This window comes from Microbacterium azadirachtae (assembly GCF_000956505.1).
Classification (GTDB): domain Bacteria; phylum Actinomycetota; class Actinomycetes; order Actinomycetales; family Microbacteriaceae; genus Microbacterium; species Microbacterium azadirachtae_A.
Genome location: NZ_JYIX01000038.1, coordinates 40979 through 56285 on the forward strand (window position 1 = coordinate 40979; position 15307 = coordinate 56285).

Sequence of the window (15307 nt, forward strand, 5' to 3'; positions counted from 1 at the left end):
CGTGACGACGATCGCGCTGATCGCCAATCCGCGCTCCGGCAAGGGGCGCGGCGCCGCTGCGGCGGATGCGGCGGCCGCGGCCCTGTCCGCGGCGGGCGCGGACGTGCGTGTGCACATCGGGGCGTCGGCCGCCGACACGCGGCGGCTCACCGGAGCGGCTCTCGCCGCGCATCCTGACGCGATCGTCGTTGTCGGCGGTGACGGCACTCTGTCGGAGATCCTGTCCGAGCTCGCGGGCACCGAGGTGCCGGTGGCTCTCGTTCCCGCCGGCACCGGGAACGACTTCGCACGAGCCCTGGGACTGCCGCGGCGCGATCCGGCGGGTGCCGCGCTCCTCGCCCTGCGCGGCGTGCGTCGCCGAATCGATGTCGGCGAGATCGTGGCGGATGGGCGGATCACGCCGTTCCTCACCGTCGCGGCGCTCGGCTTCGACGCGAAGGTCAGCGACCGCACCAATCTGCTGCGGTGGCCGCGCGGCGCCGCGCGCTACTACCTCGCGATCCTCGTGGAGGTCGTGCGCCTGCGCCCCACCCGGTTCCGGCTGGCCTGCGACGGCGAGAGCGTCCGGGAGGCCCCGGGCACGCTCGTCGCCGTGGGCAACACGGTGAGTTACGGCGGCGGGATGCCCATCTGCCCCGAGGCGAGCCCCGACGACGGGTTGCTGGATGTCGTCCACGTCGCCCCGCTGGGCCGGGCGAGGCTGCTGCGACTGTTCCCGCTCCTGCTGCGCGGGCATCATCTGGGGCGGCGGGAGGTGGCGCACCGAAGGGTCGCGGAGATCACGGTCTCGGCCCCGGACCTCGTGGTCTACGCCGACGGCGAGCGGGTCGCCGAGAAAGAGTGCACGATCCGGGTGCGTCCGGCATCGCTGACGGTGATGGTCCCGAGCGGAGGAACGGTATGAGCGGCTTCGACGAGGATGTCGTCGTGATCGGATCCGGATTCGGCGGAGCGGTCGCCGCGCTCCGGCTCGTGGAGAAGGGATACCGGGTCCGGGTGTACGAGGCGGGGCGCCGCTTCGAGGACGAGGACTTCGCGAAGACGAACTGGAACATCCGCCGCTATCTGTGGGCCCCCGCGTTCGGCTGCTTCGGCGTGCAGCGGATCCACCGGCTGCCGCACGTCATGATCCTCGCGGGTGCAGGCGTCGGCGGCGGGTCGCTGAACTATGCGAACACGCTCTACCAGCCGGGAGCGCCCTTCTTCGACGATCCGCAGTGGGCGGGCATCGCACCGTGGCAGGCGGAGCTCGCGCCGCATTACGCCACGGCCAAGCGGATGCTCGGCGTCGTGGAGCACTACCCGCATACCGGGCCGGTGGAACGGATCATGGCCGGAGCGGCAGAAGACCTCGGCGTCGCGAAGACGTTCCGCAGGGCGCCGGTCGGGGTGTACTTCGGCGCGCCGGGCGAGACGGTGCCGGATCCGTTCTTCGGAGGCGAAGGGCCCGCGCGGACCGGTTGCACCCTGTGCGGGAACTGCATGGTCGGCTGTCGGGTCGGTGCGAAGAACACCCTCATGAAGAACTACCTCGCCCTCGCCGAGCGTCGTGGCGCGGTGATCGAGGCCCTCCGCACCGTCGTCGAGGTGCGCGAGCTCGCAGGAGGCGGGTTCTCGGTCACCACCCGTCGCAGCGGCGCCTGGGGCCGGGGACGGCGGCGCACCATCACCGCGGAGCGCGTGGTGCTCGCCGCCGGGACGTGGGGGAGTCAGCAGCTCCTGCACCGGATGAAGGCCAGCGGCGCCCTGCCGCGGATCCCGGATGCGCTCGGCCGACTCACGCGCACCAACTCCGAGGCGCTGGACGGCGCGGTCTCGACCGCGGTGCCCGAGGAGGCCGGCTTCGCCCACGGCGTGGCCATCACGACTTCATTCCACGTCGATGAGCGCACCCACGTGGAGAACGTGCGCTACGGGCCGGGGTCCAACCTCATGGGCGCCCTCGCGACGGTGCTCGTTCCTGGGGACGTGCCGCTGCACCGACGGCTGGGCGCGCTGCTCGGCGCCGTCCTGGGCCATCCGATCCGCCAGTTCCGGCTCGGCACGCTGCGGCGCTGGAGCGAACGGGGCATCATCGCGCTCGTGATGCAGACCGCCGACAACTCGCTCACGCTCTCGCTGCGGCGCCGGTTCGGGCGCGATGTGCTGACGAGCGCACAGGGTCACGGCGCCCCGAACCCGAGCCATCTGCCCGAGGCGCATCGCGCGGCGGAGGCGATCGCCGCCCGCATGACGCAGGAGACCGGCGTCCCTGCGTCGGCGCGGGGTTCGTGGCCCGAGGTCTTCGGGATCCCGCTCACCGCCCACTTCCTGGGCGGGGCGGTGCTCTCGGAAGCCCCGGAGCACGGCGTCGTCGATCCGTACCACCGCGTGTGGGGTCATCCAGGGCTGTCGGTCGTGGACGGATCCGCCGTTCCGGCGAACCCCGGGGTCAACCCGTCGCTCACGATCACGGCCCTCGCCGAACGCGCGATGTCGTACTGGCCGCGACGGGGCGAGGCGGATCCGAGGCCTGCTCAGGTGCCCCACGGTCGTTGAGCGAGCCCAGCCGGACCAGCACCGGTGTGCTCCCCGGTCGTTGAGCGATCACGGCCGGAGGCCGAGCGAGACGAAACGCCGCCTCCCGGAGGAAGCGGCGTTTCGTCTCGGTCGCGCGGAGACCTGCACTGAGCGAGCGGAGCGAGACGAAGTGTCGTCCTCGCTCGACGACCCCGAGGGGTCAGCGGTTCGCGATCCCGCGGATCACCGGCGTGTGGAACGTCGCGCCGGACACGCGCTCGGACGCGCCTTCGCGGTCGAGGTACGGCGAGGCGCCGCCGTCGATGAACGGCCAGCCCGCGCCGAGGATGAGGCACAGGTCGATGTCCTCGACCTCGGGGACCACGCCCTCGTCGAGCATGAGCCTGATCTCCTGCGCGAGCCCGTCCTGCACGCGGCGGAGGATCTCCGCGGCGGGCGTCGGGGCGGAACCCGCGGCCTGCTTCACGATCTTGTCCGCGGCCTTGGTGAAGCCGGTGACCCGACCCCCCTTGTCCTTCTCGACGACCTCGGGCAGATCCGCCAGCGCGTGGAAGTTCTCGTTCGCGTAGAAGCGATCCGGGAACGCGTGCACCATGGTGTCCTGCACGTGCGCGGCGACCTTCCAGCCGACCAGGTCGATGAGCTGGAACGGACCCATCGGCAGGCCGAGCGGCGCGAACGCCTTCTCGACCTCGGCGACCGGCGTGCCCTCGTAGACCGCGCGGGCCGCCTCGCCCATGACCTTGGCGAGCAGGCGGTTCACGACGAAGCCGGGGGCGTCGGCGGTGAGGACGGCGTTCTTGCCGAGTCCCTTCGCGACCACGAACGCGGTCGACAGAGCGGCCTCGGTCGTGGTGGCCGTCTTCACGATCTCGATGAGCGGCATGACCGCGACCGGGTTGAAGAAGTGGAAGCCGACCAGGCGCTCGGGGTGCGCGAGCTTCGAGCCGATCTCCTCGACCGAGAGGGACGAGGTGTTGGTCGCGAGGATCGCGTCCTCGGCGACGATCTTCTCGATCTCGCCGAACACCGCCTGCTTGACGCCGACCTCCTCGAACACGGCCTCGATCACGAAGTCGCAGTCCGCGTACAGGGACTTGTCGGTCGTGCCGGTGACCAGACCACGCAGCTTGTTGGCGCTGTCCGCGTCGAGGCGGCCCTTGGCCTCGAGCTTGCCGATCTCCTCGTGGATGTAGGCGACGCCCTTATCGACGCGCGCCTGGTCGAGGTCGGTGATGAGCACCGGCACCTGCAGTTTGCGCACGAACAGCAGCGCGAACTGGCTGGCCATGAGGCCCGCTCCGATGATGCCGACCTTGGTGACCTTCTTGGCGAGGGCCTTGTCGGGGGCGCCGACCGGGCGCTTGGCGCGCTTCTGCACGAGATCGAAGGCGTACATCGACGCGGCGAACTGGTCGCCGGTGACGAGATCGGCGAGCGCCTCGTCCTCGCGGGCGAAGCCCTCCTCGCGGGTGCCGCTCTTCGCCTTGTCGAGCAGGTCGAGCGCCACGTACGGCGAACGGGGCACCGTGCCGATCTTCGACTCGAGCATGCCTCGGGCCATCTTGATGGCGATCGGCCACTTGGTGAGGCGCTCGATCTTGCCCGGCTCGTTCTTGCGGTCGACCTTCTTGCCGCCGAGCACGGCGTCGGCCCAGCGCAGCGAGTCCTCCAGGAAGTTCGCGGCCGGGAAGATCGCGTCCATCATGCCGAGCTCGAACGCCTGCTGCGGCTTGAGCATGCGGTTCTGCTTGAGCGGGTTCGAGATGACGACCTCGAGCGCGTTCTCGATGCCGATGAGGTTCGGCAGCAGGTAGGCGCCTCCCCAGCCGGGGATGATTCCGAGGAACACCTCGGGCAGCGCGAGGGCCGCCGCCGAGGCGTCGACCGTGCGGTACGTCGAGTTCAGCGCGATCTCGACGCCGCCGCCGAGGGCGAGCCCGTTGACGAACGCGAATGACGGCACACCGAGGGAGCTGAGGGATCCCAGCACCTTGTGACCGAGCTGCGCGATGAGGCGCGCGTTGTCACGGGATCCGACCCGGCTGATGTCGGAGAGGTCGGCACCGGCCGCGAGGATGTACTGCTTGCCCGTGATGCCCACGGCGTGGATCTCACCGGCGGCGGCGCGAGCCCTGAGACCGGCGAGCGTCTCACCGAGCTCGGTGAGGGTCGCGGGGCCGAGCGTGTTCGGACGGGTGTGGTCGCGGCCGTTGTCGAGCGTGACGAGGGCGAGCACCTTGCCGGAGGGCAAGCGCACGTCGCGCACGGGGGAGTGCGTGACGACCTCGCCCTCGGTGAGGGCCATGATGGGCGAGAAGTCGATGGCGTCGTAGTTCGTCATTCCTGCACTCACTTCCGCTTCTTGCCGTCGAAGTAGGGGTTCTCCCAGATGACCGAGCCGCCCTGACCGAGGCCCACGCACATCGCGGTGAGGCCGTAGCGGACGTCCGGACGCTCGGCGAACTGCGCCGCGAGCTGGATCATGAGGCGCACGCCGCTCGCCGCGAGCGGGTGACCGACGGCGATCGCGCCGCCCCACGCGTTGACCCGGGGGTCGTCATCGGCGATGCCGAAGTGGTCGAGCAGCGAGATGACCTGGATCGCGAAGGCCTCGTTGAGTTCGAAGAGGCCGATGTCGGAGATGTCGAGGCCGGCCTTCTTGAGCGCCTTCTCGGTGGACGGGATCGGTCCGATGCCCATGATCTCCGGCTGCACGCCGGCGAACGCGAACGACACCATGCGCATCTTCGGGGCGAGCCCGAGCTCCTTGACCGCTCCGCCGCCGGCGAGCAGCGACATGGTCGCGCCGTCGGTGAGCGGCGAGGAGGTGCCGGCCGTGACGCGGCCGTGCGGGCGGAACGGGGTCTTCAGCGCTGCCAGATCCTCCATCGTGGTCTGCGGGCGACGCCCCTCGTCCTCGGTGGCGAGGCCCCAGGCGCCGTCGGCGCCCTTGATCGCGACCGGCACGAGGTCGGGCTGGATCTTGCCCGCGTCGTAGGCGGCCTGCACCTTGTGCTGGCTCAGCATGCCGAAGCGGTCGGAGCGCTCCTTGGTGAGGTGCGGGAAGCGGTCGAAGATGCGCTCCGCGGTGACGCCCATGTTCAGGGCGCCGGGGTCGACCATCCTCTCCGCGACGAAGCGCGGATTGGGGTCGGCGTTGCCGCCGATCGGGTGATGGCCCATGTGCTCGACGCCGCCGGCGAGGGCGAGGTCGTACATGCCGACGCCGATCGACGCGCCCATCGTGGTGACGCTGGTCATGGCGCCCGCGCACATGCGCTCCACGGCCAGGCCGGGGACCGTCTGCGGGAGGCCGGCGAGGATCGCGACCGAGCGGCCGAGGGTGAGACCCTGGTCACCCGTCTGCGACGTCGCCGCGATGGCGACGTCGTCGATCCGATCCAGCGGGACGTTCGTGTTCCGCTCCATCAGGCCGATCGTGGCCTTGACGGCCAGGTCGTCCGCGCGGGTGTTCCAGTACATGCCCTTCTCGCCGGCGCGCCCGAAGGGGGTGCGCACTCCATCGACGAAGAAGACGTCCGAGATCTCGGCCACTCTGCCTCCAATGTCCGGTCCGCTGCGCGGACAGGGCCTCCAATATCCGGACCGCTGCGCGGAACGGATGGTCGCCGGCGCGCAGCTGCGCGCCGGACTTACAGTTTCGCACGTTCCGAGGAACGCGGTTCCCGAATTCGTGAGACCGAGTGTCAGCTCGATCCCGGACTTCGGGAGTGTTCCCTCAGCCTAGGAGCGGTGGGGGATCCGTGGAGGAATCGGTTGGGCTGAACCTACGAAGCGGTTCCGGGTGCCTCGTCCACTGTTTGCGCGGCTTCCACAAAAGCATCCGCGATCCGCTGTGCGGTTTCCTCAATCTGCCAGGTCCTTGCATCGCGTGCGGCGAGGGCGAATCCGATCGACGCGGCGTTGATCTCGGTAGGCGGCTCCCAGGCGACCCGGCGCAGCGTGTCGGGCGTGAGCAGGTTCTCCGTGGGCATCCCGAGCTCTTCGGCGCGCGCCTCGACGGCCGCGCGAGCGGCCTTCAGCCGGGCGTCGGCCTCGGGGTTGCGATCGCCCCAGGCGCGGGGCGGCGGGGGCGCGTCGCTGGGCACGCGCTCGCGCGGCGGGTCGGTGCGCTCACGGCCCCGCTCGATCGCGCTCCACCACCGGTCCAGCTGGCTGCGGCTCGCGCGCCCGGTGAAGGCGGAGACGGCCGCGAGCGCGCCCTTGTTCTGCGGATTCGCCTGCACGGCGGCGATGAGGGCGCGGTCCGGCACGAGGCGACCGGGGGAGACGTCGGACTCGCGGGCGAACTCCTCGCGCGCCTCCCACAGCTCACGGGCGACCGCGAGGTTCTTGGCGCCGCGCACCTGGTGCAGGCCGCTCAGGCGCCGCCACGGCTCCTCGCGCGGGGGCTTGGGCTGGCGGATGCGCGTCGCCTCGAACTCCTCGGCGGCGAATGCCGTCTTGTGGGCGGTCTCGAGCTCGGAAGCGATGAAATCGCGCACGTCCACCAGGTGCAGGACGTCCAGCTCGGCGTACTCGAGCCAGGAGTTCGGCAGTGGTCGGGTCGACCAATCCGCGGCGGAGTGCTCCTTGGCCAGGACGATGCCGAGGGCGCGCTCGACGACGGCGGCGAGGCCCACGCGCTCGTAGCCGAGCAGACGCGCGGCGAGCTCGGTGTCGAAGACGCTCGCGGGGTCGAGGCCCAGCTCGTGCAGCGACGGCAGATCCTGGCTCGCGGCATGGAAGACCCACTCCTCGGCGCCGATCGCCTCCTGCAGCGGGACGAACGAGCTGATCGAGATCGGATCGAACAGGAACGCGCCGGCGTCGCGGCGGAAGGCCTGGACGAGATAGGCGCGCTGCGAGTAGCGGAAGCCGGAGGCGCGCTCCACGTCGACGGCGACGGGTCCCTGCCCCACAGCGAGCGTCTCGGCCGCTGCGACGAAATCCTTGTCGTTGTCGATGACGACGTAGTCAGTCACGGATGGTTCTCCTGGCGCCGAACACGGCGATGTCCTCTGAGCCCGGCGGCAGTCCCGCCAGCATTCCGACCAGCTCCGCCCATGCCTCGGCATGCGGGGCGAGGGGGCCGGTCGGCGACCACGACGCACGGAGTTCGATCTGCGCGCCGTCCCCTTCCGCAGCAAGGCCCCCGAATCCCTTCGAGAGGGTCTTCGTCGAGGTTCCGGATGCGGAGTGATGCGTCGCGCCGCGCGAGCCGAGCGCGTCGATCAGCCAAGACCACGCTACATCCGCCAGCAGCGGATCGGTGCCGATCTCGGGCTCGAGCGGCGCCTGCGCGAACGCGACGATGCGCCACGGTCCGCCCCAGGCGTCGGGCTCTGCCGGATCGTGCAGCAGCACGAACCGTCCCGTGCCGTAGAGGGAGTCGCCGTTCTCGTCGGGGCGCACGTCCGCCGCGAGCGCCAGAGCATCGGGCGCGAGGCCGGACGGCGCGGGAATCTCGCGCACCACGATGTCGTCGCGGAATCGCAGCGCCCGCAGTTGCTCAGCAGCAAGCGCGAAGACGCCGTCGGGTCCGGGATGAGCGCTCACGCGGACAGACTAGAGTCAGGAGGCGATGAAGAGTCTCAGGCACGCCGCGACGATCGGCGCGATCGCGCTGGCAGGCGCCGCGGCTCTCGGCGCGGCGATCGGCGGAGCCCTGGTGCTGCGCATCGCGCGGCAGGTGATCACCCCGGCCCCGCGCAAGAACGACACCGACGTGCTTGCCGTCGACACGGGGGCCCAGACGATCGAGCTCGCGCGCACCCCGGACACCGAACTGCCGGGGCGCTACGGCCTGTACGTCGAGGGAACGCCCGGCTACGTGAAGCTGGGCGCGGTGCTGCACGCGGACGCGCTGAGCGTGCGCCGCAAGCTCCTGACCCAGATCGAACCCGGCGCGGAAGTGGGGCGCAGGGCCGGCTTCAGCGGCTACTACTACCTCGCGCCCGGGGAGCTGCACCTGCCCTATGAATCGGTGCTGATCGGGACGCCGGCGGGGCCGTGCCCTGCATGGCTGTTCCCCGCGGAATCGAAGACCTGGGTGATCCAGGTGCACGGCCGGGGCGCCACCCGTTCCGAGTGCCTGCGCGCCGTCCCCGTGCTGCACGCCGCGGGACTGCCGGTGCTCATCGCCTCCTACCGCAACGACGGGGAGGGGCCGCGCACCCGCCCAGGATCCTACGGACTCGGGGCGACGGAATGGCGCGACATCGACACCGCGATCGCCTACGCGCTGCGTCATGGCGCGGAGCGGATCCTGCTCATGGGCTGGTCGATGGGCGGAGCGATCGCGCTGCAGACCCTGGTGACCTCCGATCACGGCGGCGCGGTCGTCGGCATGATCCTGGACTCGCCGGTCGTGGACTGGCGCACGGTGCTGCGCTTCCAGGCGAAGGCCATGAAGCTGCCGGATCCGCTTCCGCAGCTCGCGATGGATGCCCTGGAGCAGCCCTGGTCGGCGCGGCTCAGCGGCGCGGACGAGGCCATCGCCTTCGACGCCCTGGACATGGTCGCCCGGTCCGCCGAGCTGGATGTGCCGATCCTGCTGATGCACAGCGACGACGACGGCTTCGTGCCCTCGGACGCCTCTCATGCACTGGCGCTGGCGCGTCCGGATCTGGTGACGATGCCGCCGTTCACCGGAGCGCGCCACACGAAGCTCTGGAACTACGACCAGAACCGCTGGACCGACGCGATCACCGATTGGCTCGGAGAGCACGGCTTCGCGGACTGACAGCGACACTCCACCTGGGCGACGAGACTTCGCTCCGGCGGTGCTGTCTCGCCGCGGAGATGGAGTCTCGCGGTCAGGCGGCGGCTCAGGCTGCGGCGAGGCGGGTGCGCACCTGACGCTTGGCGCGCATGAGCATGCCGGTCATGCCGGAGATGCGCAGCGGCGAGACCACCCTGGTCAGCCCGATCGACTGGGGGAAGTCATCGGGGATCGCGAGCACGGCCTCGGGGCTGAGACCCGCGATGCCCTGCGCGAGGATGCTCGCGAAGCCCCGGGTGGTGGGCGCCTCAGCGGGCGCCGTGGCGTGCATCGTCACGGCGCCGTCGGTCAGCTCGAGGTAGATGTACACCGGCGACTGGCACTCGGCCACGCGCTCGGTCATCTCGGGGTGCGTCGCGACCTCGTCCGAGACCGCGGGCAGCTCGTTCGAGAACTCGAGGAGGAGCTGCAGCCGGTCGGATTCGGGGAGCTCGAGGAACTCGTCCCTGATCTCGGCGAGGGAGTCGGGGAGGACGAAGGCGGGGGTGTCGGACATCCCCGCCATTCTCCCACGTCAGAGCGTCCCGGGCTCCTCGCCCGTGACGATCGGGACGCGCACCGCGCTGCCCCACTCGGTCCAGGAGCCGTCGTAGTTGCGCACGTTCTCGAAGCCGAGCAGGTGCTTCAGCACGAACCAGGTGTGGGCGGAGCGTTCGCCGATCCGGCAGTACGCCACGACGTCGTCGCCGGCCTTGAGGCCCGCGCCGTCGAGGTAGATCGTCTCCAGCTCGGTGCGGGGCTTGAATCCGCCGTCCTCGGCGACGGCCTTGGCCCACGGCACGTTCTGCGCGGTGGGGATGTGGCCGGCGCGCAGCGCGCCCTCCTCGGGGTAGGCGGGCGCCGAGGTGCGCGAGCCGTTGTACTCCTCGGGCGAGCGCACGTCGATGAGCGGGTTGCCGAGGTGTGCGAGCACGTCGTCCTTGTAGGCGCGCAGCACCGAGTCGTCGCGCTCCACGACCGGGTACGCGGTCGCGGCCCGCTCCGGAAGCGCCGTCGTGATCTCTCGACCCTCGGAGATCCAGCGGTCGCGCCCGCCGTCGAGCAGCCGCACGTCCTCGTGGCCGAAGAGGGAGAACACCCAGAGCGCATAGGCGGCCCACCAGTTGTTCTTGTCGCCGTAGATGACGACGGTGTCGTCGCGCGAGATGCCCTTGCGGCCGAGGAGAGCGGAGAAGCCCTCGCCGTCCACGTAGTCGCGCACGACGGGGTCGTTGAGCTCGGTGTGCCAGTCGACCTTCACGGCGCCGGGGATGTGCCCGGTCTCGTAGAGCAGCACGTCCTCGTCGGACTCCACCACGACCAGGCCCGGTTCGCCGAGGTGCGCGGCGAGCCAGTCGGTGCTGACGAGCCGGCCGGGCTCGGCGTATTCGGCGAACGATGCGGATGTGGTGTCGAACTCGACGGTCACAGGGGGCTCCCTCAGAGGTGATGATGCAGGGCGACGATGTCCGTGAACGGCCCGTCGCGCGCGATGACGCGCGGTGAAACCGGTGACGGCGACGGCGTAGGGTTGATCCGTCTCTTCGACACTAGAACCCCGTGCGCCACTGCGCACCCGCCGGGTAAGACTTCGACACAGGATCCGAATGACCGATCAGGCCGCCACCTCCGGCGTCGTCCACCTCATCGACCGCCAGCCGCAGATGACCGGCACCGAACTGCTGACGGGGCTTGTGCCGCCGCCGCAGTTCGACGGAGCGACGTTCGACAGCTACCGCTCCGACGCGGCCTACCCGTCTCAGGAGGAGGCCAAGCAGCATCTCATGGCGTTCGCCACCGGTGCGCAGCAGGTCAAGCGCGGCGGCCTGTTCCGGCGGGCGCCGAAGGTCCCGGAGGTGAAGCCCGGCGTCTACCTCGACGGCGGATTCGGCGTCGGCAAGACCCACCTCCTCGCCTCGATCTACCACGCGATGCCCGCACGGCGTAAGTACTTCGGATCCTTCATCGAGTACACCGCGCTCGTCGGCGCGCTCGGCTACCGCAACACCGTGGATCTGCTCCGCGGGTCCGATCTGCTCTGCATCGACGAGTTCGAGCTCGACGATCCGGGCGACACCATGGTCATGACGCGCCTGCTCGGCGAGCTCGTCGGCAGCGGCACGAAGCTCGCGGCCACTTCCAACACCCCGCCGAACGCGCTGGGCGAGGGCCGTTTCGCCGCGCAGGACTTCCTCCGGGAGATCCACGCGATGTCGGACAGCTTCGAGACGATCCGCATCGACGGCGTCGACTTCCGACAGCGCGCGCTGGACGGGCACGCCGTCGCGCTGTCCGCCGAGGACTACGACGAGCAGATCGCAGCGCTGAGCGCGGGCCATCGCGTGTCGGACGATGCGTTCGACGACATCGTCAAGCACCTCGCGCAGGTGCACCCTTCGCGCTACATCCGCCTCATCGCGGGCGTCGAAGCGCTGGGGATCCGCGAGGTGCGCCAGCTCACCGATCAGTCGGAGGCGCTGCGGTTCGTCGCCTTCGTCGACCGCGCGTACGACGCGCAGCTCCCGGTGCTCGCGACGGGACGCCCCCTCGACGAGGTGTTCAGCGAGGAGATGCTCGGCGGCGGCTACCGCAAGAAGTACCTGCGCGCCATCTCCCGCCTGAACGCCCTCTCGCACGCCGAACGCCCCGCCGCGGGCTGAGGGCGACGTGCGAAACACGCTGTTCACACAGCGGCGGATCCTGTAACACCGCCGCAACATCCGCCTCGTTCCCGCGAAACACGGCGCGGCCACACTGAAACGCACGACGCGATCAGGTGGAGGCGCACAGCATGGAAGCAACAGGGAACATCTCCTGGGGAGTGACGGCGACGGCGCTGGTCCTGCTCATGACGCCGGGGGTGGCGTTCTTCTACGGCGGCCTCGTGAAGGCCAAGAGCGTCGTCAGCATGATGATGATGAGCTTCGGCGCGATCGGGCTCGTCGCGGTGCTGTGGATCCTCTTCGGCTCGTCGATGGCGAGCGTGACGTCCCCCACCCAGTTCGCAGGCGACCCGTTCGCCGACTTCGGTCTCGCATCGCTCGCGAGCGGCAAGGGGTCCAACGTGGCTCTGCTGACCGTCGGCTACGGCGCCACCTTCGCGATCATCACGGTCGCCCTCATCTCCGGTGCCATCGCGGACCGGGCGAAGTTCGGCCCCTGGTTGATCTTCGTCGGGGTCTTCGCGACAGTTGGCTACTTCCCGATCGCCGCCTGGGTCTGGGGCGGCGGCTGGATCATGCACCTGGGCGCGATGCTGTTCGGCGCCGACAGCGGCATCGAGTTCATCGACTACGCCGGCGGCACCGCCGTGCACATCAATGCGGGCGCCGCCGCCTTCGCCCTGGCACTCGTGCTCGGCAAGCGGATCGGATTCCAGAAGGGGATCCAGAAGCCGCACAACGTGCCGCTCACGCTCCTCGGTGCCGCGCTGCTGTGGTTCGGCTGGTTCGGCTTCAACGCCGGCGCGCAGTGGACCACGAAGGGCATGGACGGCGTCGGCCTCATCACGATCAACACGTTCGGAGCAGCGGCTGCGGGCATCCTCGGCTGGATCCTCGTGGAGCGGATCCGCGGCGGCAAGGCCACCTCGATCGGCGCGGCCAGCGGCGCGGTCGCCGGTCTCGTGGCGATCACCCCGGCGTGCGCCAACCTGACGCCCGGATGGGCCTTGCTGCTGGGTGCTCTGACCGGTGCGGTGTGCGCCCTGGCGGTCGAACTGAAGTTCCGCCTCGGCTTCGACGACTCGCTCGACGTGGTCGGCCTGCACCTGGTCGGCGGCTTCATCGGCACGATCTACCTCGGCTTCTTCGCCACGGGGCAGGGCCTGTTCACGGGCGGCGACATCCGGCTGCTCGTGGTGCAGGTCCTGGCGTCCGGTGGCGTGCTGATCTACTCCTTCGTCGTGGCCCTGGCGATCGGCCTCGCCATCGAGAAGACCATCGGATTCCGTGTCACCAGCGAGGACGAGATCGCCGGCGTCGACCTCGTGGTGCACGGCGAGGAGGGCTACGCGCTCACCTCCTGAGACCCGCGGGGATGCGGGACAGGCGCGGATAGGGTGTCGTTGTGACCACCAATGGCAACGGCATCCTGTCCGCGCTCTTCTCCGCCGTCGCGGCGATCGCGAAGGCTCTCACGAGCTCGTCCTCCCGTGCGGGGACGCCGCAGGGGAGCACGGGCCGCGGGGGAGTGCGGCCCACCTCCGGGACAGCGACGCTCGAGCCGACGCCCGGCCATGGCGGAGCCACCGAGACCATCGAGCTGGATCCTCGCTCGGTGCGCGCGCTGCGGGTCGCATACGCGCCGCATCGCGACGGTGCACCGGACGCCGGCGAGATCGTATGGACCTGGGTGCCCTACGCGGAGCGGGATGGGCGGGGCAAGGACCGGCCCGTGCTCGTGATCGCCACGCAGTCGGCGGAGCGGGTGTACGCGGTCAAGCTGACCAGCAAGTCGCACGACGGGGACCGCGATTTCCTCTCGCTCGGATCCGGCCCCTGGGATGGCCAGGGCAGGGAGAGCTGGGTCGACATCGACCAGCTCTACAGCGTGCACGTCTCCGGCGTGCGGCGCGAGGCAGCCGCCCTGGACCGCAACCGCTTCGAGCGCGTGGCGAGCGTGCTGGAGCGCCGCTTCGGATGGACCGCGGTCGCCTGAGGGCCGTCTGAGCGCGGCTGCGACACATACTTGTCGCCCCCGCCCTGACCCACGAGCGCACGGCTAGCTGCCGAGTGCACGGCCTGTTGGCGCGCGGAACCCGTACACCCGGCAGGATCCCGTGCACTCGGGCTCGGGCTCGGGACGCGACACGAGACCGTGATCGGCCGCGTACCCCCGGCCGCCTGGGGGCCGTCTGCGCGCGCTGCTCAGCGACGCGTCGGCGATCCGCTCCGCAGCACGAGCACGGTCGTGACCGCGAGCACGACGATCCCGATCGCCTCCACGACGACGGTCTGGGGCACGAGGGTGAACGTCCAGACCTCGGTGATCCCGAACAGCCCCACGGTGAGAGCGAGCAGGAGCGCGCCGAGCGTCGCGATCAGGAACAGCAGGGACAGCACCGTCGAGGCCTGCAGGAGCCTTCCGCGGAGCAGGGCCATCGCCACCGCGAGCGCGAGCGCCGCGACGGCGTTGAGCACGAACAGCACGCCGAGGATCCCGCCGACCCCGTCGAACACGAGGAAGAGGTGGATCCCGCCGGTGGCGAGGAGGACGAGCGTGCTGAGGATCCGCATGACCCGCAGCGCCGGGGTGGTGGTCGACGTCATCGTGCTACCTGCTTCCGTCTCGAGCCGAGGCCTTCTGGAGTGACACGAGGCGCGCGTCCGTGCGGTTCATCCGCACCGTCCAGAGGACGTCGCGCCCGAACGACTCGAGCAGCAGCAGGAGCGCCCCGGCCGCCACGATGACGGCGACGACCGGGGGCAGCACCTGCGCCGCGATGACGGCGAGCACGATGCCGCAGACCGCGGCGACGACCTTGCGCCAGTACCGGTACGGCAGGGTGCGACCGAGGGACGGCAGCACCCACGTGGCGGCGACGAACGCGTAGCGCATGAGACCGATCGCGAGCACCCAGCCGCCCACGAACCGCGCGTCGTACACGCACAGCACGAGCAGCAGGAACGCGTCGACCTCCATGTCGAAGCGGGCGCCGAGCTCGCTCACGCTGTCGGTGCGGCGCGCGACATACCCGTCCACGCCGTCGAGGGCCAGCGCGACGGCCACGATCGTCACGAGGAGCACGGAGGGGATCCCGCCGGTGAGCGACGTCACGACGATGCCCGTCGCGACCCCGACGAGCATCGACCGGGTGGCTGTGACCGCGTTGGCGGCGCCGAAGCGCGTGCTGGCGCGGCGCCGGAGTCCTCGCGAGACCAGCACGGAGGACACGACCAGGTAGCCGAGCGCAGCCGCCCATCCCGCGGGGGAGAGCGGCGTCGAAAGGGCACCGACCACGAGCAGCACGAGTACTCCTGCGGCCACCCAGAACCAGGGCGTGAACTGAACCTTTCGCAT

The 15307-nt window shown here is 70.5% G+C and carries 14 protein-coding genes; 6 read left to right on the forward strand and 8 right to left on the reverse strand.

From position 1 onward, the window contains the following. Nucleotide 1 precedes the first annotated feature (1 nt). Together RS86_RS14620 and RS86_RS14625 are read left to right on the forward strand one after the other, a co-directional pair. Nucleotides 2-904 carry a diacylglycerol/lipid kinase family protein gene (locus tag RS86_RS14620; protein WP_045273015.1) on the forward strand — a complete coding sequence of 301 codons (903 nt, stop codon included), beginning with the start codon at nucleotides 2-4 and terminating at the stop codon, nucleotides 902-904. Beyond that, a complete protein-coding gene (locus tag RS86_RS14625; protein WP_045273016.1) occupies nucleotides 901-2538 on the forward strand; it encodes a GMC oxidoreductase in 1638 nt (545 codons plus the stop codon). The genes RS86_RS14620 and RS86_RS14625 overlap by 4 nt, the downstream gene beginning before the upstream one ends. Before the next feature lie 181 nt (nucleotides 2539-2719). Here RS86_RS14625 and RS86_RS14630 read toward each other — a convergent pair whose 3' ends face one another. From RS86_RS14630 to RS86_RS14645, 4 genes are all read right to left on the reverse strand, one after another. Next, the gene (locus RS86_RS14630) at nucleotides 2720-4864 is read right to left on the reverse strand and encodes a 3-hydroxyacyl-CoA dehydrogenase NAD-binding domain-containing protein (protein WP_045273017.1); all 2145 of its coding nucleotides are present in this window, start codon (nucleotides 4862-4864) and stop codon (nucleotides 2720-2722) included. 8 nt (nucleotides 4865-4872) lie between these two features. After that, nucleotides 4873-6078 (reverse strand): thiolase family protein, encoded by a 1206-nt coding sequence (locus RS86_RS14635; RefSeq protein WP_045273018.1) that lies wholly within the window; start codon nucleotides 6076-6078, stop codon nucleotides 4873-4875. Nucleotides 6079-6311: 233 nt separating this feature from the next. Then, nucleotides 6312-7508, reverse strand: coding sequence for an HRDC domain-containing protein (locus RS86_RS14640; RefSeq protein ID WP_045273019.1), 1197 nt, complete (start codon nucleotides 7506-7508; stop codon nucleotides 6312-6314). Beyond that, the gene (locus tag RS86_RS14645) at nucleotides 7501-8082 is read right to left on the reverse strand and encodes a DUF3000 domain-containing protein (protein WP_045273020.1); all 582 of its coding nucleotides are present in this window, start codon (nucleotides 8080-8082) and stop codon (nucleotides 7501-7503) included. Before RS86_RS14645 ends, RS86_RS14640 begins: the two co-directional genes overlap by 8 nt. A gap of 25 nt (nucleotides 8083-8107) precedes the next feature. Here RS86_RS14645 and RS86_RS14650 point away from each other — a divergent pair, with 25 nt between their 5' ends. Then, nucleotides 8108-9268 (forward strand): alpha/beta hydrolase family protein, encoded by a 1161-nt coding sequence (locus RS86_RS14650; protein ID WP_045273021.1) that lies wholly within the window; start codon nucleotides 8108-8110, stop codon nucleotides 9266-9268. An 85-nt stretch (nucleotides 9269-9353) separates the two neighbouring features. Here RS86_RS14650 and RS86_RS14655 read toward each other — a convergent pair whose 3' ends face one another. Further along, nucleotides 9354-9803, reverse strand: a complete 450-nt coding sequence (locus RS86_RS14655; protein ID WP_045273022.1) for a SufE family protein — start codon at nucleotides 9801-9803, stop codon at nucleotides 9354-9356. 18 nt (nucleotides 9804-9821) lie between these two features. After that, nucleotides 9822-10715 carry a sulfurtransferase gene (locus RS86_RS14660; RefSeq protein ID WP_045273023.1) on the reverse strand — a complete coding sequence of 298 codons (894 nt, stop codon included), beginning with the start codon at nucleotides 10713-10715 and terminating at the stop codon, nucleotides 9822-9824. A gap of 178 nt (nucleotides 10716-10893) precedes the next feature. On the opposite strand from RS86_RS14660, the gene zapE reads away from it, so the two are divergent. The 3 genes from zapE to RS86_RS14675 all read left to right on the forward strand — a co-directional run bounded on the left by zapE (nucleotide 10894) and on the right by RS86_RS14675 (nucleotide 13945). Further along, nucleotides 10894-11946 (forward strand): cell division protein ZapE, encoded by a 1053-nt coding sequence (gene zapE / locus RS86_RS14665; protein WP_045273024.1) that lies wholly within the window; start codon nucleotides 10894-10896, stop codon nucleotides 11944-11946. 131 nt (nucleotides 11947-12077) lie between these two features. Continuing rightward, nucleotides 12078-13313 carry an ammonium transporter gene (locus tag RS86_RS14670; RefSeq protein WP_045273025.1) on the forward strand — a complete coding sequence of 412 codons (1236 nt, stop codon included), beginning with the start codon at nucleotides 12078-12080 and terminating at the stop codon, nucleotides 13311-13313. Between the two features lie 41 nt (nucleotides 13314-13354). Then, entirely contained in the window at nucleotides 13355-13945 is a 591-nt protein-coding gene (locus RS86_RS14675) for a type II toxin-antitoxin system PemK/MazF family toxin (protein ID WP_419177705.1), read from the forward strand. A 209-nt stretch (nucleotides 13946-14154) separates the two neighbouring features. On the opposite strand, the gene RS86_RS14680 is transcribed toward RS86_RS14675, so the two are convergent. Further along, nucleotides 14155-14556: a hypothetical protein gene (locus RS86_RS14680; protein WP_045273026.1), complete on the reverse strand. Its 402-nt coding sequence runs from the start codon at nucleotides 14554-14556 to the stop codon at nucleotides 14155-14157. 4 nt (nucleotides 14557-14560) lie between these two features. Next, on the reverse strand, nucleotides 14561-15307 hold the full coding sequence (locus RS86_RS14685; protein WP_045273027.1) for a CDP-alcohol phosphatidyltransferase family protein: 747 nt from the start codon (nucleotides 15305-15307) through the stop codon (nucleotides 14561-14563).